General features: G+C 47.8%; 19 protein-coding genes. All 19 read left to right on the top strand.

The features are described from left to right. Positions 1-149 precede the first annotated feature (149 nt). On the top strand, positions 150-1,073 hold the full coding sequence (locus NST47_RS34240) for an ABC transporter permease (protein WP_341159816.1): 924 nt from the start codon (positions 150-152) through the stop codon (positions 1,071-1,073). A 13-nt stretch (positions 1,074-1,086) separates the two neighbouring features. Beyond that, positions 1,087-1,959 (top strand): carbohydrate ABC transporter permease, encoded by an 873-nt coding sequence (locus NST47_RS34235; protein WP_341159113.1) that lies wholly within the window; start codon positions 1,087-1,089, stop codon positions 1,957-1,959. A 57-nt stretch (positions 1,960-2,016) separates the two neighbouring features. Continuing rightward, positions 2,017-3,726 carry an extracellular solute-binding protein gene (locus tag NST47_RS34230; RefSeq protein ID WP_341159112.1) on the top strand — a complete coding sequence of 570 codons (1,710 nt, stop codon included), beginning with the start codon at positions 2,017-2,019 and terminating at the stop codon, positions 3,724-3,726. 249 nt (positions 3,727-3,975) lie between these two features. Further along, the gene (locus tag NST47_RS34225) at positions 3,976-5,064 is read left to right on the top strand and encodes a Gfo/Idh/MocA family protein (RefSeq protein ID WP_341159111.1); all 1,089 of its coding nucleotides are present in this window, start codon (positions 3,976-3,978) and stop codon (positions 5,062-5,064) included. Between the two features lie 16 nt (positions 5,065-5,080). Beyond that, positions 5,081-6,103 carry a Gfo/Idh/MocA family protein gene (locus NST47_RS34220; protein WP_341159110.1) on the top strand — a complete coding sequence of 341 codons (1,023 nt, stop codon included), beginning with the start codon at positions 5,081-5,083 and terminating at the stop codon, positions 6,101-6,103. A 21-nt stretch (positions 6,104-6,124) separates the two neighbouring features. Then, a complete protein-coding gene (locus NST47_RS34215) occupies positions 6,125-7,081 on the top strand; it encodes a sugar phosphate isomerase/epimerase family protein (RefSeq protein WP_341159109.1) in 957 nt (318 codons plus the stop codon). A 1-nt stretch (position 7,082) separates the two neighbouring features. Beyond that, positions 7,083-8,822 (top strand): hypothetical protein, encoded by a 1,740-nt coding sequence (locus NST47_RS34210; RefSeq protein WP_341159108.1) that lies wholly within the window; start codon positions 7,083-7,085, stop codon positions 8,820-8,822. Positions 8,823-9,045: 223 nt separating this feature from the next. Beyond that, positions 9,046-10,062 carry a Gfo/Idh/MocA family protein gene (locus NST47_RS34205; protein WP_341159107.1) on the top strand — a complete coding sequence of 339 codons (1,017 nt, stop codon included), beginning with the start codon at positions 9,046-9,048 and terminating at the stop codon, positions 10,060-10,062. 127 nt (positions 10,063-10,189) lie between these two features. Continuing rightward, positions 10,190-10,900: a cyclase family protein gene (locus tag NST47_RS34200; RefSeq protein WP_341159106.1), complete on the top strand. Its 711-nt coding sequence runs from the start codon at positions 10,190-10,192 to the stop codon at positions 10,898-10,900. 39 nt (positions 10,901-10,939) lie between these two features. After that, positions 10,940-11,743 (top strand): aldo/keto reductase, encoded by an 804-nt coding sequence (locus tag NST47_RS34195; RefSeq protein ID WP_341159105.1) that lies wholly within the window; start codon positions 10,940-10,942, stop codon positions 11,741-11,743. A 223-nt stretch (positions 11,744-11,966) separates the two neighbouring features. Then, entirely contained in the window at positions 11,967-13,319 is a 1,353-nt protein-coding gene (locus NST47_RS34190) for an MATE family efflux transporter (protein WP_341159104.1), read from the top strand. Positions 13,320-13,599: 280 nt separating this feature from the next. Further along, entirely contained in the window at positions 13,600-17,667 is a 4,068-nt protein-coding gene (locus NST47_RS34185; RefSeq protein WP_341159103.1) for an RCC1 domain-containing protein, read from the top strand. Positions 17,668-17,819: 152 nt separating this feature from the next. Continuing rightward, positions 17,820-18,614 carry a thymidylate synthase gene (gene thyA / locus NST47_RS34180; protein ID WP_262682285.1) on the top strand — a complete coding sequence of 265 codons (795 nt, stop codon included), beginning with the start codon at positions 17,820-17,822 and terminating at the stop codon, positions 18,612-18,614. 32 nt (positions 18,615-18,646) lie between these two features. Continuing rightward, entirely contained in the window at positions 18,647-19,171 is a 525-nt protein-coding gene (locus NST47_RS34175) for a dihydrofolate reductase (protein WP_341159102.1), read from the top strand. Positions 19,172-19,175: 4 nt separating this feature from the next. After that, on the top strand, positions 19,176-20,633 hold the full coding sequence (locus NST47_RS34170) for a stalk domain-containing protein (RefSeq protein ID WP_341159101.1): 1,458 nt from the start codon (positions 19,176-19,178) through the stop codon (positions 20,631-20,633). A gap of 96 nt (positions 20,634-20,729) precedes the next feature. Further along, positions 20,730-21,047 (top strand): hypothetical protein, encoded by a 318-nt coding sequence (locus NST47_RS34165; RefSeq protein ID WP_076229797.1) that lies wholly within the window; start codon positions 20,730-20,732, stop codon positions 21,045-21,047. Between the two features lie 262 nt (positions 21,048-21,309). Further along, positions 21,310-22,056 (top strand): type I methionyl aminopeptidase, encoded by a 747-nt coding sequence (map, locus tag NST47_RS34160; protein WP_341159100.1) that lies wholly within the window; start codon positions 21,310-21,312, stop codon positions 22,054-22,056. A 94-nt stretch (positions 22,057-22,150) separates the two neighbouring features. Then, complete coding sequence (locus tag NST47_RS34155; protein ID WP_341159099.1) at positions 22,151-23,335, top strand: chromate transporter; 1,185 nt, start codon at positions 22,151-22,153, stop codon at positions 23,333-23,335. Between the two features lie 117 nt (positions 23,336-23,452). Beyond that, the gene (locus tag NST47_RS34150) at positions 23,453-24,724 is read left to right on the top strand and encodes an LCP family protein (RefSeq protein ID WP_341159098.1); all 1,272 of its coding nucleotides are present in this window, start codon (positions 23,453-23,455) and stop codon (positions 24,722-24,724) included. Positions 24,725-24,811 lie beyond the last annotated feature (87 nt).

The raw sequence follows: 24,811 nt of genomic DNA, 5'->3' as shown, positions 1-24,811 counted from the left end.
CAGATACCCAATGAAATTATAGATTCTTCTATAATTTTTCAAGGGTTTTTTTTGTTAAATCTCTTATGATTAGATTATAAGAAATGAATGAATGAAGGAGTGAAACATACGTGAGAGGAAGTACCCAAGGAGACTCCCACAATTCAACAATGGCTCTTCGCAAGGCCTCGTCCCTGCACCGAAGAAGAAGATTAAAGCAAAATATCCCATTGTTTATGATGCTGGTTCCTGTGTTTGCCTTTTATATTTTATTCAAATATTGGCCTATGGGCGGTCTTGTTATCGCTTTCAAAAATTATAATTTTGCAGATGGCATCCTGCATAGTCCATGGGTAGGCATGAAAAATTTTAATATCCTGTTCTCCAGCTCCAATACGCTCCAAATTATATGGAACACCTTTTGGCTCAGCTTTTTGAATTTGGTCATCGGATTTCCCGTCCCTATATTTCTGGCGATCCTGCTTAATGAGGTCAGAAAAACCTGGTTTAAAAAATGGGTGCAAACGATCATTTATTTACCGCATTTTTTCTCATGGATCATTGTATCCGGTATCGTACTTTCGTTGTTTGCCACTGACTACGGCTCGATCAATAAGGTGCTCAAGCTGTTGTCGATAGAACCGATCACCTTTTTGTATGAGTCCAATTCCTGGATTACGATATTCGTAGGCTCCGGCATTTGGAAGGAGATGGGGTTCAGCACCATTATTTACTTGGCGGCCCTGACGACGATTGATCCTTCCCTGTACGAATCGGCTGGCATGGATGGTGCCTCCAAGTGGCGGCAAATTTGGCATATTACACTTCCTGGCATTCGCCCGACCATCATTTTGCTGCTCATTCTCGCTATGGGCCGGTTGATGGAGGTTGGCTTTGATCAAGTGTACAACCTGCAGAACGCAGCGGTTGCCGAGGTGTCCGAGGTCATTAGCACCTATATTTATAAAATCGGTTTGGGTAGCTCGCAGTTTAGCTTGACGACCGCCATGGGGCTGTTCGAGTCGATTATTGGCTGTACGCTTGTGTTGATCGCCAACCATATTGCCCGCAAATTTGACCAGGCTTTATTTTAGAAGGGAGTACTGCATGAAAGCAACCAAAGGAGAAACCATTTTTTATGCCGTCAACTATGTACTGCTCGCGGTAATTGCCTTAACCTGCCTGCTGCCCTTTATCCATATCATAGCCTTATCGCTAAGTGATCGTTCATCGGTGGAATCGGGACATGTTTTTTTCTGGCCGGTAGGCATGCAGTTTACGGCTTACAAGATTTTTTTCATTACGAGCCCAGCTTTTACAGCATTCAAAAATAGTATTATTATTACGGTTGTCGGCGTCACGCTAAGTATGCTGGGTACGGTACTGGCTGCTTATCCCCTGTCGAGAGGTTATTTAATAGGACGTCGCTATTTTATCCTTGCCATGGTGTTTACGATGCTGTTCTCCGGGGGATTAATTCCCACCTATCTCGTTGTCAAGAACTTGTCCTTAATTGATTCCTACTGGGCGATCTGGCTTACCGGATTCATCAGTACGTACAATATGCTGCTCATGCGAAGCTATTTTGAAAATATCCCCCATGAGGTGGAAGAATCTGCTCGTATTGACGGTTGCAACGATGTATCGCTGCTGATCCGAATCATACTGCCATTGTCGCTTCCGATGCTGGCCACACTGGCCCTCTTCTATGGCATCAATTATTGGAATACGTTCATGAGCGTATTGATGTACATCAACAAAAGCCAATTGCAAAATTTAACGGTAGTCGTCCAAGCGATGCTGCAAAAAAACGATCTGTTGAATTCCCCTTCCCTTAATTCCGATGAGCAGCAGATGGTTGCGACCGAAATGGTCAAATCGGTAGGCGTCGTTGTGCTGGTAGTTCCGATGCTGGTGGTGTACCCATTTCTGCAAAAATATTTTGTCAAAGGCGTTATGCTCGGCTCCGTTAAGGGTTGATTAAGAGGGTTGTCCAGTTTAACAAAACTAACCAATATAATTTCAGGAGGCGTTTGTATGAACAAAAAGTTATGGATGGGAATGACCTTGGGAGTCGTAGCATTAGGCACAGCACTGGCTGGCTGCAGCAGCGATAATAAAGAAGGGGCAAAGGCCAATAGCACAGATGGGGCAGCAGCGAATAAACCGGCGGCAGCGACGACAACGCCAGCTCCGGCAGCGCCGGCCAAACGCGGAGATATTTCCGTTACGATGTATGATCGTGGAGCCGTACCTGCTTCGGAGGGGAATTATGAGGATAATCGCTGGACCAAATGGATTAACCAAAACGGGCCTGCCAATGTCAAGTTCGTTCCCGTGCTGCGCAGCGATTCAACGAAAAAATTAAACGTATTGTTCGCGTCCGGTTCTGCCCCGGATATTATTAACGAATATAATACGCCGTTTCGTGGCAGCCTGTATGATCAAAAGCAGCTGATGCCTATTGATAATATTTTACCGTCTATGCCTGAATACCAGAAGCTGCTGACCCAATATCCGCAGTTGAAAAAAGCGGGAACCAAGCCGGATGGCAAGATATACGAGATTGGCAAGGTGAAGGAAGCTACGCCTGCGCATATTTTATTAATTCGCACCGATTGGCTGAAAAAACTGAATCTGGCGATGCCAACGACAACAGATGAATTATTGGCTGTAGCCAAGGCATTTGCCGATCAGGACCCGGATGGTAATGGCAAGAAGGATACATATGGGTTGAACATGAGCACTTATTCAGAGCAAGCAATTAATGAAATATTCGGCGAGAGCTCATCCAGCACTTTGTTGGCTTGGGACATCAAGGATGGCAAGGTTGTCCGTGCCTGGGATAAAGAGCTGGCTTCCCTTACCTTCAAGAAGCGTCTTTACGATGAAGGGCTTATCGATAAGGATTATATCAACGATAAAGACGGGGCCAAGGCGAAGCAGGACTTTTTAAATGGAAAGATCGGCATCTACGTCAAGTTTACTGGCGGTTGGTATGATTTTGTGATGAATGATTATGCGACACTGAAGAAAAACGTAGCCGGGGCGGAAGTGGCACCTCTTGCTTATCCAAAATCACCAATGGGCACGTTCACAGGCGCTATCGATAACCCGATTCAAATGACAACCGTGATTAACGCGAATGCGAAAAACCCGGAGGCGGTTGGACAATATCTGAACTTTATGATGAAGCCGGAAAATGCATTAAAGATCATTAATGGAGATGAAGGCACCCACTGGAAAAAGGCTGCAAATGGATGTCCGCAAGCTATTGACCCGGCCAAATCGAAAAATGAAGTTGGTTACGCTGGTGACTATACGATGTTCTTCTCCTCAGGTGTTGATAAGTGCACGTTCGTCTTGAGTGGCTTTAACCCTGAAGTACCTGAGCAAAAAGCAGGTATGGACATGTATCGAGACATTCAGAAGATGTATTTTGATTCCACAAGAGAATACCCAGGTATCACCTTAGGCGATCATATGCCCGTGTATTCTGCTGACCTTAACTTGATCAATACAACCATTCTTAAAGAAAAAGGCGACATTTTTGTCAAAGCTATTATTAGCGGAAGCAAATACAGCCCTGAACAGGCGATTAAGGATTCACAGGCTGCCTGGGATAAAGCGGACGGCAAAAAGCTTGAGGAATTTATGAACAAGTGGTATTCCGAAAATAAAGACAAGGCGTTCATGGCTAAGGATGTTAATGAAATTGTGAAGCAGCAAATGGAGCAAGTGAAATAAATAAACGGAGTAGCTGAGATTAACCGGGGAGCTGGACATGAAATAGCGGACTGGCTGCACTTGCCATAATCGCTTAGGTGTCCGGCTTTTTCTTAAGAGATAAGAGAATTTATATGTTTTCAGCAAAGCTGAACGATTCTTATCTCGCAAGAAAAGCTACATATAAAACACGGATGTATCTTCGTCGAATAGGCTTCGATCAGAAGCTTTTCTTATCGGATTGTTTATATCATGAGGAGGATTAATGTTATGAATAAATTACAAGTAGCCATCATCGGCTGCGGCGGTATTGCCAATGGCAAGCATTTGCCCAGCCTGAGTAAAATAGATCAGGTAGAAATAGTGGCTTTTTGTGATCTTATTGTGGAAAGGGCCGAGCAGGCCGCAGATAAGTATGGCCATCCGGGAGCAAAGGTATTTGATGACTATCGCGAGCTGCTGGCGAATCCATCCATTGATGTTGTTCACATCTGCACGCCGAATGATAGTCATGCCGAAATTTCTATTGCGGCTCTGGAGGCCGGCAAGCATGTCATGTGTGAAAAGCCGATGGCCAAAACGGCTGCGGATGCAAGACGAATGGCAGAAGCCGCCAAGCGCACGGGCAAAAAGCTGACGATCGGCTACAACAATCGCTTTCGTGCGGATAGCCAATATTTAAAGAAGGTTGTTGAAGAAGGCGAGCTGGGACATATTTATTTGGCCAAGGCCCATGCGGTTCGCAGGCGCGGGGTGCCGACCTGGGGCGTATTTCTGGATGAAGACAAGCAGGGTGGGGGACCACTCATTGATATCGGAACACATGCGCTTGATTTGACAATGTGGTTGATGAACAATTACGAGCCTAAGGTGGTGCTCGGCGTCACTTACCATCAGCTTTCCCGCAAGCATAATGCAGCTAATTCCTGGGGCTCCTGGGACCCGGACAAGTTCAAGGTGGAGGATTCAGCATTTGCGATGGTCATCATGAGAAACGGCGCAACCATTATGGTTGAATCGAGCTGGGCGTTAAACACACTCGATACGAAGGAAGCCAAATGCACGCTTTGCGGTACCGAAGGCGGGGCCGATATGCAGGATGGCTTGCGTATCAACGGTGAAAAGTATGGTCGATTGTATGTGAATCAGCTTCAGTTTGAGGCCAAGGGTGCGGACTTCTATGATGGCAAGAAGGAGAGCATGTCGGATAAGGAAATTCGTATGTGGATCGAAGCGATCATCGATGATAAGGAGCTGATTGTAACTCCAGAGCAAGCGTGTGTAGTATCTGAGGTACTGGAAGCTATCTATGAATCCAACCGAACAGGGCGCGCTGTCTATTTTGACGAGTCTAACTGAAAAGAGGCCATCGGGTATGCTGAAATTAGCAATGTTAAGCTTCTGGCACGTACATGCCAAGGATTATGTGCGTCAAGCTGTTGAACACCCGGATGCGGAAATCGTAGCTGTCTGGGATGAGGTTCATTCGAGGGGCAGGAACAAGGCTGAGGAACTGGGCGTTACCTTTTATGAAAATCTGCATGAGCTACTGGCTCAGCCTCATATTGATGCTGCTATTGTGGTTACCCCGACGACTATGCACCGTGAGGTGATCCTAGCCGCAGCACAGGCAGGCAAGCATATTTTCACGGAAAAAGTGTTGGCTGCGACTATAAAGGAATGCCACGAAATTGTGGCTGCCGTAGATGCCGCCGATGTTAAGCTTATGGTTTCCCTGCCTCGGTTGAACATGGCTTTTGCGCAGAAGATTCAAGCGATCATCCAGGAGGGTTCGATAGGGACCATTACTTCTATACGGATGCGTCTTGCTCATAACGGTGCGCTGCCAACCGAACAAGCTCCCAATGGATCACTGCCTGCGCATTTTTTCAATCTGGAGCAGTCCGGCGGTGGGGCCTTAATCGACCTTGGCTGCCATCCGATGTATTTGGCCCGTTGGTTCCTGGGTGTCCCGTCAGGCGTTAGCGCAAGCTTCGGGTACATCACTGGAAAAGAGGTGGAGGATCATGCGGTATCCATCCTACAATATCCAAATGGAACACTCGCGATTGTTGAAGCCGGATTTGTTAATAGTTATTCTCAATTTGTCGTCGAGGTGCAAGGAACCGAAGGAAGCATAACGTATTCAAGAAGCGACAATAAGCTGTTCGTTCGAGGCTCAAGGTTTGAGGGAGATGCGGGCAGCGGGTGGCAGGAAGTAACAGATATGCCGTCTGAGACCCCTTCCGCATTCGAACAATGGATAATGCATATTCGGGAGGGTACGACAGCAACGGACAATATACAAATTGCGCTGGATTTGACCCGTTTAATGGAAGCTTCCATCATATCTGCTCGATCGGGTACTGTATGTCCGCTCAGTCACCTTACTGAGTAAAAAACTAGTGGAGGTCATCGAATGCTGAATAAAGGGGAATATTCTTTTTCTACGTGCTGGAATATTAAGAGACATACGGTAGGCAGAGAAATGATTGAGGAGATCAAGGAGCTTGGCTTCCAAAATGTGGAGCTTAATTACAACGTAACTGAAGAGCTGCTGGCCACGATAGAGCCGATGATTGAAAGAGCGGAGATCGGCATTTCCAGCGTCCATAACGTCTTTCCATTTATTAATGACAAAGATTACGATACGGATTCTGTGCTGCTTGGATACGATGATGAAGTCAAGCGAAAACGCTCTGTAGAGCTGCTGATTCGTTCTATGGAATATGCGGTTCGTTATGGTGCAAAAGCTGTCGTGGTGCATCCGGGAGAAGTACCTTTTGCCTATAACATCGATTCGGAATTAAAAAAGCTGTATCGGGATTATGGTAAGGATTCACCTGAATACCAAAAGCTGTGGAATGAAATGCTCGACCAACGCGAACGCATGAGCGCACACTATTCGAGACGGATTCAAGACAGCTTGGAGGAAGTGAGCAACCATGCCGCCATGCGAGGATGGAATGTGGCTATTGGTATCGAAACGCGTGCCCGTTGTTATCAAATGCCAACATTGCTGGAAGCCAAAACGATATGCGATAATCTCAAGGGAAGCCCGGTTTCCCTATGGTATGATATTGGACACGCGATGATGATGGACCGGATGGGTTTGTACGATAATCTTCAGGATTTGCAAGAGGTTAAGCGCTATATCTACGGTGTCCATATCCATGAAACGCTGGAGCTGTCCGATCACTATTGCCCGTATGTGCACAGCAAGGATCTGCATTTCTTTGACCACTTCCTGGAAGTGATCAATCTGGCACAAGTGAAGGTCTATGAACTCAAGGCGGTATGTCAGCCTGACGAAATCCATGAAAGCCATAATCTCATCACTCACAAAATTGCAGCTCTTACCCAAAGGGTTAATTGATATGGATCCTATAGTGACGAAGCTTTTTCAATTGAATGATGATTGGACGGGAATTTCGCTTAACATGCAGGTTACCGATGCAAATTCCAAATATTATGGCGGGATCATGGATCTAAGTAGCGGTATTCCAAAGGCTAACCATCTCGGTACCCCTGCGGTGATGGCAGCATGGACTGCAGCGCTTGTCAATCCGGGCTCACAGTATTTCCGTGATGCGGGGCTGCTTCGCGCGCTCAGCCGAGCTGCCGTATTTATGCTGAACCGTCAGCATGCCGACGGCACCATAAGCCTCGGCTCCACGAACTTTAATTCACCGCCGGATACAGCATTTGTCGTGGGCGGGGTTACCCAGATTTATCGTCTCCTGCATAAGCAGGAATGGCCTGAGGCGCTGGCCGCGTTAACACCCATACAGCTATTTCTGGAGCGAACCATGCCAGCGCTGCTCACCGGGGGCTGTCATACACCTAATCATCGTTGGGTGATAACAGCGGCGCTTGCCCAACTGTACGAAATATTCACAATACCTGAGTTAATCGCTCGTGCGGAAGAATGGTTGGCAGAAGGCATGGATATTACGGAGGGTGGGGAATGGACCGAGCGCAGTAACGGTATTTACAATGTCGTGAGCGATATTTCGCTGTATCATACTGCCCGCGTCTTGAACCGTCCAGACCTATTAGCATACGTACGGCGAAATTTGCGTATGATGGTTTATTTGATTCATCCATCCGGCGAAGTGGTCACGGAATATTCCGGTCGGCAGGATCTGGGCCAAGTGTACGATATGTCCAATTATTTCTTAATATACCGTTTGATGGCAGCTTATGACCGTGATCCGCTTTTTGCGGCTATGTCCGATTACGCGGCATCGCTAATGACCAGATACAAAGAAGGCGTCAATAACCATCCAATGACAGGTGTTCTGTTATTTCCATCCGAGCTGGAAGGGCTGGCTAGAGCGGAATTACCGGTATCTTATAAAAAAATCCTTAATGCGTCTCATCCCTTACGTGAACATTTGAATATGGCAAAGGCGGCAGGAAATGATGTGCAGCTCGAGCACAGCAGCATGCATATGGCGTTCGGTGCTCCGGTTATCCGGATCAGGGAGCTTGAAGATAGTGTGACGATGATGGCGAAAGCTCCGGCTTTCTTTTCACTTCGTCATGGAAAAGCGCGATTGCTTGGCGTCAAGCTGTCTACCTCATTTTCGCCTGGAGTCGTCAAGTTTGACGAGCTAAGTGAGACGGCAGACGCTTACAAATTAAGCCAAACCTTGGAAAAGGGCTACTACGGACCGATACCGAAGTCTCTATTACCCGATCTTCCAAATCGTGAGCAGCTGAGTCCCTGGTATTTACTGCCGCATCAACAGCGACCGGTCACGCATATGCAGCATCAGACCTTAACGGTAGACATCACACAAGGTGCTGCGGAGTGGAAAATCCATATTCGCTCCGATGAGCGAGAGGATGTGATGATGCAGCTAACCTTTATTCTTGGAGAGGAAGGTAGCATCGAGGGCAGTGATATTGAAGATCGAGGCCAAGGAAGATTTATGCTGAAAAGCGGATCATTTACGTATACGGCTGCAGGAAGTGCAATTGAAATTTCATCGGGTGCTTACGAGCACTGGTTGCCCGATGTTCGCAATGATGATCATCCACCAGGCTGTCAATATGTTCATGTGAATGTAATAACACCGCTGGACCGGATTTTCACGATTCGGCTGCTGTAAGGGGATAGGTCACATTTAAGCAGACATATCATGTAATAGCTTATATACTAGACGGTTGCCATCATGGGGCCGTCTATTTCTTTTTGTCCTCTAACCGGTAGCAACGATTCCCCCGTACAGCGGATTTTATGAGGAAACGGTTGTATATTGTGACGATCTGCAGGTGCCCTGCTTCTATAATAGTATAGATGTGGGAAGCTCTGAATAAGGGGAGGAACAAAGGATGTCGAAACATCGTATTGTGGTTGTCGGCTGCGGCAATATTTCCAAGGCCTGGATTGCATACGCGTTGAAGCGAGACGATTCCTCAATCGTCGCACTCGTCGATATGCATCTGGACCATGCCAAGGCGGCAAAAGCAAAGTATAAGCTGGAATGTCCTGTTTATACAGATGTGCGGGAAGCAATAAGGAAAAATGAGGCTAATCTCGTGTTTGATCTTACGATCCCCGAAGCGCATTGTGCCATAACAACAGCTGCTTTCAAGGAAGGCTGTACTGTTTTCGGTGAGAAGCCAATGGCGTCATCCATGGAAGAAGCCGCAATTATGGTCAAGGCGGCGGCCGATTCAGGCCGGACCTACGCGATTATGCAAAACCGGCGTTACCTAAAGGAAATGATGGCATTCCGCGATCTTGTACAATCCGGTACGGTGGGTACAATTGGCTTCGTGACCTCGGATTTTTTTCTGGGGCTGCACAATGGCGGCTACCGTGAAACGATGGACAATCCGCTGCTGCTCGATATGGCGATTCATACCTTCGATCAGTCGCGTTTTATAACAGGTAAAGATCCGGTAGCTGTTCACTGTACAACGTTTAATCCTGTCGGTTCCTGGTTCGCTGGTGCTGCGGCAGCGATCTGCACCTTCGAGTATGAGGACGGGTCCTGCTATTCGTATCGTGGGTGCTACAGTGCGGAAGGAGCTCCAACCTCATGGCAATCCAGCTGGCGTGTCGTCGGCTCCAAGGGTACGGTGATTTGGGACGGACATACTGCGCCTTATGCGGAGGTTGTGATACCGACGGAGAAAATCGTTCACGAGAATAAACACAGACGCATCACACCAGAGCTGACATGGGCAGGTCAGGAGCAGCATGCGGGATGTCTGGATGAGATGTTTGACGCATTGAACAAGGGTCATATTCCTTCTACGGTGTGCACAGATAATATTAAAAGCCTGGCTATGCTGCACGGCGCGATTCGCAGCTTGAAAGAGGGCTGCAAGGTGCGGATTTAAAATATACACTCGAAAGTCGGAAGTGCTCGATTTGGGTATCGCTTAAATTCATGATCTTCTATAATATAGAAAATAAGTGGGATACATAGAAAAGATACAAAGAATAGATTGAATTGGAGGTACATCCATGTCCAAAGTGAAGCAGCTATCCACGCTGTTGTCATCCATGCAGGTGATTGACCTGTCCCATACATATGAGGAGGATATGCCTGTTGTTCTCTCGCATTCACGCTACTTTCACACGCTGTGGGATTCGTTCGAGACGGGAAGTATTGCACTAGCTTACCAATTGATCATGAATGAACACTGCGGAACGCATATGGATGCGACCGCGCATTTTATTCAGGAAGGTCATCCGGCTCATCAGTATATGGATGAAACGCCGGTCACGCAATTTTACGGGAGAGCGCTGACGCTCGATTTCTCTCATTATACAGAAAACGATCTGGTGTCGGCGGCGGAGATTGAACAATGGGAACAGGACAATGAACGTATTCAGGCAGGGGATATTGTGTTTTTCCGCTTTGGTTGGGATAAGTATTGGGTACCACGGACGGTTAGTCTGCAGTTTAGTAAAGCGTGGCCAGGTATTAGCGGTGAAGCTGCGCAACTGCTGGTGGATCGTGGAATCAAGGTTGTCGGTTGTGATGCGATTGCCATTGATGGAAAGGTTTCACAGAATGCGCCAGCTCATTATACACTTTTAGGCAATGGCGTCAATATTGTTGAAAATCTGACCAAGCTTGAGCAAATCATTGGAGAGTCTTTTGTAGTTATTGCTCCGCTAAAAGTAAAGCAGGGCTCCGGTGCTCCGATGCGGGCGCTGGCGTTTAAATAAATGTTTTTTATCTAGCTGAATGTGAAAAGGAGCACGAGCATGAACGACAAACCGAAGCTAGGGCTTGGCGGACATTCATTTATCGAGGCATTGGGCAATGATCCTGTGGCATCTTTTGAGGAGCAATGCAGCATCGTTGCAGCTTGCCTTGATAATGGTATTGATGTTATAGATACGACCTATTATCAGGAGCGTATCGCTCTTGGAAAAGTATTGAAGCAGCTCGGACGCCGTAATGAAGCGCATATTCAAACCTGGAATTTCTTTCAGCAGCTCGGCAAGGAGAACGATCTGGTGGGTCCAACGCCTTACGAAGCACATCATATCGATATCATGCTGGAGGAGCTCGGCACTGATTATATCGATACACTAGTCATTCATACGCATGATGATGAAGTGAAGCTGAACATGGAGCTGGAGCTGGCAAGTCGTTGGATAGGAGAGGGTACAATCAAGCGGGCTGCGTTGGGTATGCTGCGATTGAAGAACCTCGCATATGTAAAAAGCGATTCTCCGATTTCTTGTGTGCTCGCTCCCTATAATGCATTCCGTCGCGATGCTGAGGATACATTCCGCAAAGCAAAAACGATGGGGCTCGAGGTGATTGCCATGTCGCCATTTGTTCGCGGCTGGAAACTTGATGAGATCGGTGAGGAAAAATTAAAGGCGGCCGATATTCTTCTTCGCTGGGCAGCGCATAGCGAGCTTGTTGATCTCGTGATCGTATCCATGCGTAAGAGCGAATGGGTTGCGACTAACCTCGATACGCTTCAGCGTGGTGCATTAAGCCGAGAGGAAGCAGATAAGCTGGATAGCTGGGTTCAACGTCTGGGCAAGAACTGACCTCGATCCTGCTCAGGTATCCGGGTGAAGGTGAAAGAAGCAGCTTAAGAATTGAAAATGTTGTAGAGTAGGACAAAAGGTTGGGCAGGGGCTATTTCTGCTTAACCTTTTTAAGTATGATCAATGGAAATGAAATGAATCGCGTTATTGTTCTTTAACCTAATGTATGGTAGTCTCGTTAAGCAATTATCAAATATATATAATAATAAAGAAGGTAACTGAAATGAGTTTATTTGTACGTGAAACGTTTTTTTACAAAAGATTTGTGTTGTTAACGCTGATGATCGGATTACAAAACATCATCACCCTGGGGGTTAACCTATCAGATAACCTGATGCTGGGCGGTTACAGTGAATCGTCGCTTTCGGGTGTGGCGCTTGCCAACCAGATTCAGTTTCTGCTGCAGATGCTGGTGATGGGAGCGGGCGAGGGCATGGTGATTATGGCATCACGTTATTGGGGTGCCAAGGATATAGGATCAATCAAAAAGGTGATCAGTATCGGAATGCGCCTTGCGATTCTTTTGAGCTTGATTATGCTGGCCATCGTCTTTTTCTTTCCCGAGGGCTGTTTGTCGCTTTTTACGAATGATCAGAGTGTTATTTCTGAAGGGATGGCATATCTCAAAATTATTTGCTTTTCCTACGTGTTTTTCGCAATAACGAATATTCTGCTTAGCTCCTTAAGGAGTGTAGAGACGGTCAAGATCGGATTAATGGTGTCGTTATCTACGTTAATTATTAATGTGTGCTTGAATTATGTGTTGATCTACGGCCATTTTGGATTTCCTGCTCTGGGAGTGAGCGGCTCTGCGATCGCAACATTAATTGCGCGAATTATTGAAACTGTAGTCGTTTGCGTGTATATCAAGCGTATTGATACCAAAATTTTATTGAAGCTGAAGGACTTCTTTTCTATCGACCCGGTTTTATTCAAGCAATATATCAAAATCGGCTCGCCGATATTGCTCTCGAATGCATTATGGGCAGGTGCGATGGCTATGCAAACTGCTATTTTGGGACATATGGGAGGTCCGGCTATTGCAGCCAACAGCATCGCTACGACCATTTTCCAGCTGATATCGGTAGTCATCTTTGCTTCGGCCAGCGCTTCAGCCATACTGATCGGCAAGACAATCGGCGAAGGGCAGCTGGATAAAGTGAAAGCTTACAGCAAAACCTTGCAAATCCTGTATGTTATTATCGGTTTGGGTACGGGCCTCATCTTGTTTGTGACCAAGGATTATGTGATTAATTTGTATGCGATTTCCTATGATGCCAAAGCGCTTGCTCTGCAATTTATGACAGTGCTGTCGATCACCGTAATTGGAACCGCCTATCAGATGCCATCCTTGACGGGTATTGTGAGAAGTGGCGGAGACACCAAATTCGTGCTGTATAATGACTTTATTTTCATGTGGCTGGTTGTGCTTCCGGCTTCGGCACTTTGTGCTTTTGTATTTAATCTGTCTCCAGTGGTGACGTTTATGTTCCTGAAGTGCGATCAGATACTGAAATGCTTTGTGGCCATTGTCAAGGTCAACCGATTTAAATGGATTCGTGTTTTTGACCGTTAACGCTAACGAATAGGATGACAAATCACCGATCGAGATCCAGGCAGTATCCCTGGGTTCGATCGTTTTTTTGTTTCCAGAGAATGAGGAAGCTGGGAGGGATCGTTATAGGTGAGGAGAGGAAAAAGCATCGAGAGTTAACTTTAGTTAATAGTAGGAATCATTTCTATTTGCTAACATGGTCTGTGGTGTAAGGTTTTTCGGAGAATGAACAGACACGAACCTGGGCCAAGTTGGAATTCATAGGCTGGCGATTGGATGCAGACATATGGAGGAGAGAAAAATGAAGCAATTAGGGAAGTTCTTACTTTGCTGGATACTCATTCTGGGCGGGTTTTCATGGTTCCCAGGGAATGTGGCGCATGCAGATGGTACGGTCGTTCCGCAAATAGCAGCAGGATATTACCACAGTGTAGGGCTGATTAGTGATGGGACAGTATGGTCGTGGGGAAGGGGCGACATCGGACAACTGGGTAACGGGGAGACTGTAAGTCGTGCCGTTCCAAGGAAAGCAACAATCTTAAGCGGCGTCAAGACAATTACTGGAGGGGTACGAAGCAGCTTCGCGGTGTTAAATGACGAGAGTGTGGTGGCTTGGGGTTCAAATGGAAATGGTCAGCTGGGAGACGGCACGACAACAGATCGAATTATTCCGGTCCAGGTAACGGGTTTAAGTCATATTAAGGCGGTCTCTGGAGGCGTCGCTTATCATACTCTTGCTCTGGATGAAGATGGCCATGTATGGGCCTGGGGGAAGAATGATAATGGCGAACTTGGTGATGGGACGACAAGCCAACGGACAAGTCCTGTGCAGGTCAACGGTATAAACCATGTAACAGCCGTCGCTGCAGGAGGATATTTCAGTCTTGCACTTAAAGATGACGGTACGGTTTGGACGTGGGGATTGAATGATAATGGCCAATTGGGAATAGGCTCGACCGCGCAGCAGATTTCGCCTGTACAGGTATCTGGTCTCAGTCATGTGACGGCCATCGCAGCAGGAGGTAATCATAGCCTCGCACTCGATGCTGATGGAAATGTTTGGGCTTGGGGACAGAATAGTTATAGTGCATTAGGCGATGGGACGAGAACGAATCGAACGATTCCAGTGCAAATAGCAGGTCTTAACAACGTAACGACCATTGCCGGAGGTGGTTATCATAGTCTTGCCATAACAACCGACGGAAGCGTGTGGACCTGGGGGTATAATAACTATGGACAACTGGGAGATGGGACGACAACCCAACGTAATTCACCCGTGAAGGTACCTGGTCTAAGCAAGATAAAGGCAATTGCCGGAGGCGGATTTCACAGCTACGCGATGAAAAGTGACGGTACAGTCTGGTCGTGGGGCTATAACGCCAGTGGCCAATTGGGAGACAATACATCGACGAATCGTTTGTCACCCGTACTTAGTAAGGCAGTGATGGATGCAACAGCTCCAACCTTGAGCAGTGGAGTGATCACTGCATCCTCCTTGACTACCACGAGTGCTGCTTTGAGTTGGACGAAAGCAGAGGATAACATGAGTGAGCAGAATGCTCTACAATATTTGGTATACCGCTCTATGAGCAGCAATATCCAAACGGTAAACGATATGGAAAGAAAAGGAACGGCACTAGGCACCTATACTGAGGATATAGGAAGATTGGATGTAACGGGATTACAGCCGGGCACGACCTACTACTTCAACATCATTGTCAAAGATCTCGTAGGTTATAAGAGCGCCTATACGATGCAGACGGTCACTACAAATTCAACCTACACCGTGACCTATAGCGCCAACGGCGGCACAGGAGGAAACGTACCGACTGACAGCAAAGCTTATGCGCAGGGAGTGACGGTTACCGTATATGGCAACACGGGGAACCTGAGCAGACCGGGATACATCTTCGCAGGGTGGAACACACGTGCGGATGGAAGTGGAACAGGTTATGCAGCTGACGCGACATTCGGCATGGGCACATCCAATGTTACGCTATATGCGCAGTGGACGGCCATTCCGATTAACACCTACACCGTAACCTATAGTGCCAACGGTGGAACAGAAGGAAGCGTACCGACTGACAGCAAAGCTTATGAGCAGGGAGTGACGGTTGTCGTATATGGCAACACGGGGAACCTGAGCAGACCGGGATACACCTTCGCAGGGTGGAACACACAAGCGGATGGAAGCGGAATGGGTTATGCTGCTAATGCGACATTTGGCATGGGTACATCCAATGTCATACTTTACGCTATGTGGTCGGAAGCAGCGGATACGACCGCACCCACCGTAACTAACTATGCACCCAATAATCATACAGTTGGGGTGAGGGTTGATACGAGTTTCGTATTGGCCTTCAGCGAGAACGTAACGGCGGTTGCTGGCAGAAACATCATGATCAAGAAGGTGCTGGACAATAGTCTCGTTGAGACGATTGCAGCAACCGATACATCGAAGGTTAACGTATCGGGGGATACGGTTACAGTCCATCCAGCAGCGAATTTATCTTATAATACCGCATATTACGTGCAAATCGACGAAGGTGCGTTCAATGACCTAACGGGTAATCACTTTGCAGGTGTTGACGATGCAGCAGCTTGGAGCTTTACTACAGAGGTAGGACCGGACACAACGACACCGAGCAGTGATGCGACTTTAATCGCTTTGAATATATATGCAGGTACAAATCAGATAGCAGTCAGTCCGGTGCTAACAAGAGGCACGACGGAATATACAGCGAGTTTGACGAATAACATGTCGTCGGTTACTGTGGCCGCGGCGGTTTACGAAAGTCATGCCAGTGTGACGGCGAATGTGTACGACAACACCAATGCGCTTGTACTTGATAAGGTTAGCCTGACAAGTGGACAGGCAAGTCATCCGTTACCCATGAGCGTGGGCAGCAACCGGATCGAACTGGTTGTAACCGCGCAGGATAGCACGACAATAAAGTACACGGTGACGGTATTTCGGGCGAGTTCATCGGCTGGAAGTCCGCCAGGAGACTCGTCCGACGGTGGATCATCAGACGATTCGTCCGATAGTCCATCCAGCACCCCATCTGATGGAATGGAGCAGAGCATGCAGGAAACGCAAACGGGTTTGGGGGTGACTGTGAGTGGGCAGCTTCAGGACCGGATGGCGAAATTCTCCATCACAAAGGAAAATGGGCAAACCGTAATGACTGTTAAAGTGGATTCGGATAAATTGAAAGCGCAGCTTGACAAAGAGGGAGAACAGCCTGTAGTCGTTATTTCAGTGACACAAATAGTCGACAAGGTTGCTGCAGTACTAACCGGGGACCTGGTGAAAGCTTTGGAGAAGAAGCAGGCTCTGCTGGAAGTCCAAACGCCCAATGGGAATTATAAGCTGCCGGCAAGGGAAATCCAAATCGATCAATTATCAAAGCAGTTGGGAGAGCAAATATCGCTAGCTGATATTGAGATCCATGTGGACATAGCCAGGAGCGATGACGACAAGGTCCGACTCATCAATAACGCGGCAAATCAAGGGCGATTTACCGTTGTTGTTCCACCTATCGACTTTATGGTCACGGCCTTGTATAACGGTAAATCGATCGAAGTGGGCACGTTTAGTTCCTATGTGGAGCGGGAAATTCCACTGCCGGATCATATGAGTGCAAGAGAAATCTCAACTGCCGTTGTATTGGAAGCAGACGGAACGCTCCGTCACGTGCCAACACGTGTTGGGGCTCGCGACGGGAACCGTGTTGCGGTTATTAGCAGCCTGACCAATAGTACCTATTCGCTTATTTGGCATCCGATGACGTTTACGGACCTCGAAGGACATTGGGCGAAAGAGGCAGTGAACAACTTGGCATCGAGCCTGATCGTGAGTGGAATAGATGGAATCCATTATAGACCGGATGCAGCCATTTCCCGCGCCGAGTTTGCGGCAATTATCATACGGGCACTCGGTTTACCCGAAAACGGAAAAATCACTGCTTTTACGGATCTATTGTCCACAGATTGGTATGTGGGTGCGGTAACCAAAGCGCATGAGTACGGAATCATCGAAGGATATGCAGATGGGACATTCGGTCCGACAAAAACAATCACACGTGAAGAAGCACTGACTATGATCGCTCGCGCAATGAGGCTCGTTGGACTTGAAGATAGCGTAAGTGCTGCAGAGACGGAAACCATACTATCCAGATTTGCGGACAATGCAGCGATTGGCGAATGGTCCAAGCGAGCGGTTGCTGCAGCCGTGAAGGGTCAATTAGTCAGAGGCTCCGAAACCGGATTAATGCCGAAAAACGAAATGACAAGAGCGGAAACGGCGGCAATTATTCAGCGGATGCTGGAAACGGCCAATTTAATCGATAGTAAATTTACCCAATAACCAACCTATCATGGGGCTATTCCTGAGTAGAAGTACTTGCACAGGGAAGCTCCTTTTCTTTATTAATCAGGGTTGGATTTTCAATTTTAGAAATAATGAATATAATAAGAGGAAGTATTAAGGTGCAAGCAATCAATCATACGAGGTGAATCATGAAAGCTTATTTAGATCTTCTTAGGGATGTTTTAGATAACGGTGCACAGAAGGGGGATCGTACGGGTACAGGGACGATTTCCGTTTTTGGAAGACAGATGCGAATTAATCTTCAAGAAGGCTTCCCGCTCTTAACGACAAAGAAGCTTCATATCAAATCCATTGTTCATGAACTGTTGTGGTTTTTAAGCGGCAATACGAATATCAAGTATTTACGTGACAATGGTGTGAGGATATGGGACGAATGGGCTGACGAAGAAGGAAATCTCGGTCGGGTCTATGGTGCTCAGTGGAGAACATGGCTTGGTCCGAATGGACAAGTCGTGGATCAGATTACGAATGTGATTGGGCAAATTAAAAGCAATCCGGATTCGCGTAGACATTTGGTGAGCGCATGGAATCCTGCAGAAGTCGATGGTATGGCTTTGCCGCCCTGCCATTATGCTTTTCAGTTTTATGTTGCGAACGGCAAGCTGTCGTGCATGTTTCAGATGAGATCGATCGACACGTTTTTGGGACTCCCCTTTAATTTGGCGTCGTACGCACTGCTAACCCATATGATTGCGCAGCAGTGTGATCTGGAAGTCGGGGATTTAATCTGGACGGGCGGCGATACGCATATTTACTTGAACCATTTGGAGCAGGTTGAGCTGCAGCTGACTCGAGAGCCGTTCCCGCTGCCAACTCTTCATATCAAAAGAAAACCTGATTCGATCTTCGACTATACGTTTGAGGATTTTGAATTTGTCAGCTATCAGGCACATCCGGGGATCAAGGCCATTATCGCAGTTTAAGCTTAGCTGCCAATCGAACAAGGGGGATCATCATGACCATATCCTATATTTTCGCAATGGATGAAGCAAGAGGTTTTGGCAAGGATAACCGGATGCCATGGTATTTACCGGCGGATTTTGCTTATTTCAAAAGAACGACTCTGGAGCATACGATTCTAATGGGACGCAAAACGTTCGAATCGATTGGCAGTAAGCCTTTACCCAAGCGGCACAACGTGATTATGACCAGAGACGAGGACTACACCGCAGAGGGCTGTGATATTGTCCACTCGGTCGAAGAAGCGTTGGAGCGCTTTGGACATGGCGGCAGCTGGGAAGGCAAGGAGCTGTTCGTTATCGGCGGTGTAGAGGTATTCAAGCTGTTCATGCCGCATGTGGACCGAATGTATATTACAGAAATTGCGCATCGCTTTGAGGTCGATACGTACTTTCCCGAGATCAATGAGGCCGAGTGGCAGGAAGTCGCCAGAGAAGCCGGAGTCACAGATGAAAAAAATGTGTACGAGCACGATTATGTCATCTATGAGCGTATCCAAACGGCGGGCGAACGGAGCTGATCATATGAAGAAGCTCTGGGGCAAGCAAGCTGCCGCGGCAGCGATCATTGTTCTTATGCTGGGCTGGATAGCGCCAGATCCAACAGCCGCTGCTAGCGGTTCTTTACCGCTGCAATCAACCGTTGTTCAGGCAAACGGTAAAAGCTTTACGATACAATGGACGACAATCGATCTGTCAGACCCGCATCTTCGCGTGATGCCGGTAACAGCGGCAGAGGGGATTGGTCATGTGGAAAGCTTTGCAGCCATGATCGATCACAGTGGCGCTGTGGTGGCCATTAACGGAACCTTTTTCGATGCGTATGAGCAGGACGAGAGTTTAAGGCATCCGAATGGCTTACTTGTGGAATCCGGCAGCTTTGTACGGTCGGGTGACAATGTATCGCTTGGTATCCGCACAGATAAGTCAGCGTTGATTCATCGACTGGAGACCGCTCTTACATTCAAAGTCAAGCATAACAAAAGTGTATACACCGTATCGCCGTGGGGAACGAACACTTATTATGGTGATGAAGATCTGGATCAGGTGGTCGCATATACCCGTCATTTTGCCGAGCGGATTGACCGGACAGGCGGGATGAAGGTTATCATCGAAAACGGGCGGATTACGAAGATGACCGAGCAAGCAGCCGACGTACCTGAGCAGGGTTATGTGATCTTCGTAGGGCATTCCAGCAATAATGACAGTAACCTGCTGCCGCATCTTCATGAGGGTGACGAGGTGGAGGTCGAAGCGCTCATCGTGGATGGGAACAGCGGAGTCACGGAAAGCTTGCCACAATCGTGGGACACGGCTATGGGTGTGGGACCAAAGCTCGTGACCGATGGGCAGGTTGATATCGATTACGCGAGAGATGGCTTCGATGATCCAAGAATTACGAGTACAGCCAATACCCGCAGCTTTGTCGGTGTTGACGGGAATGGCCATCTGGTGATGGGGACACTCTCCGCGGCGACGGTAGCAGATATGGCACAGGCACTTGTCCAGCTCGGTTTAAGAGAGGCAATGAACATGGATGGCGGCGCCAGCTCTGGCTTATATGTCGAAGGGGCTATGAAGCGTACACCTGGTAGATTGCTGAGTAATGCTCTGATCGTGAAGCGTTATGAGGACCCACAGGTTCAGGTGGCCGTGAACGGAAGCTTCGTGAATGAATTTCGTGGCTTCATTAAGGAAGATGTGACGATGGTCCCGTTTCGCGGTATTTTTGAACGGATTGGTGCCGACTTTCATTGGAATGAGCAAGAACGGGTACTGACGTCCAAACGTGGCTCCATCGAGCTCGTGCTCCGGCCGGATGTACCTGAAGCGACAGTGAATGGCAAATCTATTCAGCTCGATCAGGCGCCGACTATTGTGGACGGACATATATATATTCCGCTTCGCTTTGTCGGGGAAACGCTGGGAGCGAAGGTTGGCTGGGATCAGGGGCTGTATCGGGCTACCCTGGATCTGAAGTAAGTGCAGGGAATCCAATGCTGACAAAAGCCAAGGAATGAATACAACGATTTTGGCGCATCTTATGGGAGAAGTAACCACCGAAAGGATGTGCCCATAATGACTGAAGTCAATCAGCATCAGATGCCCCTGCGGCATGTAATCGACAATGCGGAGAAGGCAATTCAGGTTGCCAAGGATGCAGAAATGGCGGTACGCCACGCACAGATTGATTCCAATCCGCAGAAGCTGGCTAGCTCTATCGATCAGCTGGAGACGGCAATGCGTACTGTACAGCAGGCGCAAAGCCAGATTCATATGCAGGAAATTGAGCCTAACCAGCAGGTGCTTAAGCAGGTTCAGGAGCAGCTGACGCAAGCCGAGCAAAGTCTGGATGTTGTCCTTGGGAATTCTGAGCAGCCCAAGCAGATGCGTTAATCCGCGTAGAAAAAGAGGATTGAACGAGTCAATCTGATCAGAGAGGATGGCGGTTAATTCTCAGCTAGCCCCATCTCATTATGTAACAGCCCGAGAACACCGTCGATTTGGCGATGATCTTGGGCTGTTTGACAATCTTTGTCGCGGCCTAAATTATATGTTAACATTATGACTACTTGCTGCATACGTATGGAAGATGTTTTATGCCTAAAGGTGCCGCTCACAAGAGGGCACCGAGAATTGTACTTGATGAGGTGAAGCTATGATAATAATAAAAAGCAAGCAGGAAATAGCTAAGATGAGAGAAGCCGGAATTATACTAGCACGCTGCCATCAGGAGATAGCCAAACGAATCAAGCCGGGGGTGACATCTTGGGAAATCGATCAGTTTGTCGAGAAGTTCCTTGAGGAGAATGGTGCCACACCTGAGCAAAAAGGCTTTCACGGTTACGAGTACGCTACCTGCGCATCCGTTAATGATGTCATCTGCCACGGATTTCCCAAGAAAGAACCACTCCGTGATGGCGATATCGTCACCATCGATATGGTCGTTAATCTTGATGGATGGCTAGCTGATTCGGCATGGAGCTACAAGGTTGGCAATGTATCCGCAACAGCGGATAAGCTGCTGAAAGTAACCAAGGAAAGCTTGATGCGAGGTATTGAGCAAGCAAGAATCGGCAACCGTATGGGTGATGTGGGATATGCCATCCAATCCTATGCAGAAGCCGAGGGCTTCTCGGTCGTGCGTGATTTCGTCGGTCACGGAATCGGGCAATCCATGCATGAAGAACCTCAGGTTCCGCATTACGGACATCAAGGCAAAGGGATTCGCTTTACGGAAGGCATGGTCATTACGATTGAACCGATGATTAATGAGTTTGCATACCAATCGAAGACAGATCTAGATGGATGGACTGCGAGAACGTTGGATGGCGGTCTATCTGCCCAGTACGAACATACGATTGCGATTACGAGTGAAGGCCCGGTTATATTAACACAACTTTAACATTAAGGGCTGTGCTTGAGTCGAAAAAGACCAGAGTACAGCTTCTTTTTTATGTTAAGCTGGAATCAAAAAAGTTGTCGGGTGGAGTGTAAAGATGAAACGCGTGTCATGGCTTCATATATTGGCAGTCTCTTTTCAATTAGGGTTAACCTCGTTCGGAGGCCCCGCGGCGCATCTTGGTTATTTTCATGAGAAATACGTGAAACGCAAGCAGTGGATTGATGAGGAGAGCTATGCCGATTTGGTCGCTCTATGTCAATTTCTTCCTGGCCCGGCGAGCAGCAAGGTTGGCATCGGGATTGGCTTTATGCGCGGCGGGGTCGTAGGGGCTATTATGGCATGGGTCGGGTTTACACTGCCCTCAGCAGTGGTGCTCGCTCTCTTTGCCTATTGGTCTCAGGGCTGGGATGCGTCGAGTACAGGCTGGCTCCATGGACTTAAGCTGGCGGCTGTAGCCATTGTGGCGCAGGCCGTATGGGGAATGGGCAAAAGTCTGGCGCCGGACCGCGGAAGGGCAACGATAGCCATACTGACAACTGCAATAGCACTGCTTTTTCCATCAACCTATACCCAGCTAATTGTCATTATAGCGGCAGGTGTACTTGGTCTTAGGATCTACAAGCAGAGCAGCCCGGTAATGGAAAAGCCAGTGCAGGCTGCAACTCCTGCGTACCGGAGGCTTGCTATCGGCTCGTTGATTGCATTCGTCGCTTTGTTATTGCTGCTCCCCATGCTGCGAAGTTTGACGCCAAACATATGGGTGGCGATGTTCGATAGCTTTTACCGTACAGGTGCACTTGTCTTTGGAGGCGGTCATGTGGTGCTGCCATTGCTGGAGCAGGAGATAATGCCTACGGGCTGGTTGAGTAAGGAACAGTTTCTGGCGGGTTATGGAGCAGCGCAAGCAGTCCCAGGTCCTTTGTTTACGTTCGCCTCCTATTTGGGCTTTATGATCCATGGCTGGCCCGGTGCGGTTGTTGCGACGATAGCCATTTTCCTTCCCGCCTTTTTGCTGGTGCTGGGGGCTTTGCCCTTCTGGAACAAGCTGCGCAAACAGCCTCAGAGCCGAGGTGCGCTAACCGCTATTAATGCGGCTGTTGTCGGAATATTGCTCGCTGCGCTCTACGATCCGGTATGGGTGAGTACAGTGCGAACATCTGGTGACTTTGTGATGGTACTTGCTCTGTTCGGAGCTCTGCTATTCTGGAAGCTGCCATCATGGTGCATGGTGATTTTGTCGATTGGCGGCGGAATGCTGCTTGGGGTTTTCAATGGCTAACCAAATAAAAATGAACAAAACGGTATTTAAATGCAACCTTTTTCAGTAATTAAGGGTATATATGTTTAAGGATGTATATGATGATATCCGGTATACTGATTGGAACGGAGCTTACATATGAAAAAGAAAATATGGATGATTGCTTGTCTGTGTGTGATTTTGCTAGCGGGTGTTACGGGCCTATATACGTATTCAATTTATAGTCAGGCGGAAAAAGCATTAGATAAAATGAGCGCACCCGTTCCTGTCGTTGTGCCAATCAAGGAGTCAGCCAAGGTCAAGCCGCTTACCCTGCTGCTGATGGGAATTGACTACCGACCTGAATCCGCCAGCCTGAATTCGGATGTGATCATGGTGGTCACGTTGAATCCGGATAAAAAGTCGGCGACCCTCGTATCGCTGCCGCGCGATCTTCAGTTGGACCCGGAGGGTCTGGAAGCCCGTAAAGCGAACTACTACTATCCTCATTTTATGCTGAAGGACAAGGAAACAGCGTTTGCCAATACGAAGCAAATCTTCAGTGACTTGTTGGGTATTCCGATCGATTATGCGGTAACGGTTGATTTTGACGGCTTCCGTAAGGTAGTTGATTTGATGGGTGGATTGACGATCGACGTCGATATGAATATGCGCTATGTGGATGATGAGGATGGAACCGATATTAATTTGAAAAAAGGGACGGCTTTGCTGAATGGCAAGCAGGTGCTCGACTTTGTCAGATACCGCAAGTCCAACCGCAATACAGAGGAATCAAGCGATCTGGAGCGGAATCAACGTCAACAGCAGGTGCTGAACGAGCTGCTCACTTCTTTAAAAAGTGTGGATGGCGTCACCAAGCTGGGTTCTATTATTGGCACGCTGGGTGATCACATTCGAACGGATGTGCCAGCTTCGCAGCTCCGTGATTTATTAAGCACTTATTATGATATTTCACCTGAAAAGGTAGAGTACATTCCCTTGGATGGAGAATGGATCAGTCCGTATATCGTAGTGTCAGACGAGATGCTTAATAAGGCACGTTACGCGCTGCAGCTGCAGCTGAATGGAGGCGTAATGCCGGAGCCGGATGTGGATTCGGAGTCACCTATCGATTTTGGGAAGAACACTGAAAGTGCGGGCGTGGGAACAAGTACAGGAGCTGGTGCGACATTACCTAGTAGAACGAATGAAGATCGAACCGGTACGCAGGGAGCAGTGGGATCAGGGAAGGGTACAGGTACGAATACAGGAACAGGAACAGGCACAGGAAAAACTGGCAGTGGTGGTACCAGCCCAAGTCCACAAAGCAGCAAGCCAGCGAGCGGTACAACCGTAAGTCCGAAGCCGCCTGTGAATAGTGACAAGAATACGATCAGTAAATCTACATATGAGGGCCGGACAGGTGAATGAGCATTGAAGCAGGTAGAATAAAAAAGAATACTGCACAATGATTGAAGACGTTCCAATCTGTTTAAATACCTACGAAACTATTTATTA

The organism is Paenibacillus sp. FSL H8-0034 (genome assembly GCF_038000305.1).
GTDB lineage: Bacteria > Bacillota > Bacilli > Paenibacillales > NBRC-103111 > Paenibacillus_S.
The sequence above is the reverse complement of the archived record's forward strand: the minus strand, read 5'-3'. Positions and strand labels throughout refer to the sequence as shown.

Excerpts from the sequence above, each read along its gene's own strand:
- NST47_RS34205 (WP_341159107.1), top strand. The coding sequence starts at position 9,046 with ATGTCGAAACATCGTATTGTGGTTGTCGGCTGCGGCAATATTTCCAAG.
- NST47_RS34175 (WP_341159102.1), top strand. The coding sequence starts at position 18,647 with ATGACCATATCCTATATTTTCGCAATGGATGAAGCAAGAGGTTTTGGC.
- NST47_RS34200 (WP_341159106.1), top strand. The coding sequence starts at position 10,190 with ATGTCCAAAGTGAAGCAGCTATCCACGCTGTTGTCATCCATGCAGGTG.
- NST47_RS34155 (WP_341159099.1), top strand. The coding sequence starts at position 22,151 with ATGAAACGCGTGTCATGGCTTCATATATTGGCAGTCTCTTTTCAATTA.
- NST47_RS34185 (WP_341159103.1), top strand. The coding sequence starts at position 13,600 with ATGAAGCAATTAGGGAAGTTCTTACTTTGCTGGATACTCATTCTGGGC.
- NST47_RS34225 (WP_341159111.1), top strand. The coding sequence starts at position 3,976 with ATGAATAAATTACAAGTAGCCATCATCGGCTGCGGCGGTATTGCCAAT.
- NST47_RS34220 (WP_341159110.1), top strand. The coding sequence starts at position 5,081 with ATGCTGAAATTAGCAATGTTAAGCTTCTGGCACGTACATGCCAAGGAT.
- NST47_RS34170 (WP_341159101.1), top strand. The coding sequence starts at position 19,176 with ATGAAGAAGCTCTGGGGCAAGCAAGCTGCCGCGGCAGCGATCATTGTT.
- map (WP_341159100.1), top strand. The coding sequence starts at position 21,310 with ATGATAATAATAAAAAGCAAGCAGGAAATAGCTAAGATGAGAGAAGCC.
- NST47_RS34235 (WP_341159113.1), top strand. The coding sequence starts at position 1,087 with ATGAAAGCAACCAAAGGAGAAACCATTTTTTATGCCGTCAACTATGTA.
- NST47_RS34190 (WP_341159104.1), top strand. The coding sequence starts at position 11,967 with ATGAGTTTATTTGTACGTGAAACGTTTTTTTACAAAAGATTTGTGTTG.
- NST47_RS34150 (WP_341159098.1), top strand. The coding sequence starts at position 23,453 with ATGAAAAAGAAAATATGGATGATTGCTTGTCTGTGTGTGATTTTGCTA.
- NST47_RS34240 (WP_341159816.1), top strand. The coding sequence starts at position 150 with ATGGCTCTTCGCAAGGCCTCGTCCCTGCACCGAAGAAGAAGATTAAAG.
- NST47_RS34215 (WP_341159109.1), top strand. The coding sequence starts at position 6,125 with ATGCTGAATAAAGGGGAATATTCTTTTTCTACGTGCTGGAATATTAAG.
- NST47_RS34195 (WP_341159105.1), top strand. The coding sequence starts at position 10,940 with ATGAACGACAAACCGAAGCTAGGGCTTGGCGGACATTCATTTATCGAG.
- thyA (WP_262682285.1), top strand. The coding sequence starts at position 17,820 with ATGAAAGCTTATTTAGATCTTCTTAGGGATGTTTTAGATAACGGTGCA.
- NST47_RS34230 (WP_341159112.1), top strand. The coding sequence starts at position 2,017 with ATGAACAAAAAGTTATGGATGGGAATGACCTTGGGAGTCGTAGCATTA.
- NST47_RS34210 (WP_341159108.1), top strand. The coding sequence starts at position 7,083 with ATGGATCCTATAGTGACGAAGCTTTTTCAATTGAATGATGATTGGACG.
- NST47_RS34165 (WP_076229797.1), top strand. The coding sequence starts at position 20,730 with ATGACTGAAGTCAATCAGCATCAGATGCCCCTGCGGCATGTAATCGAC.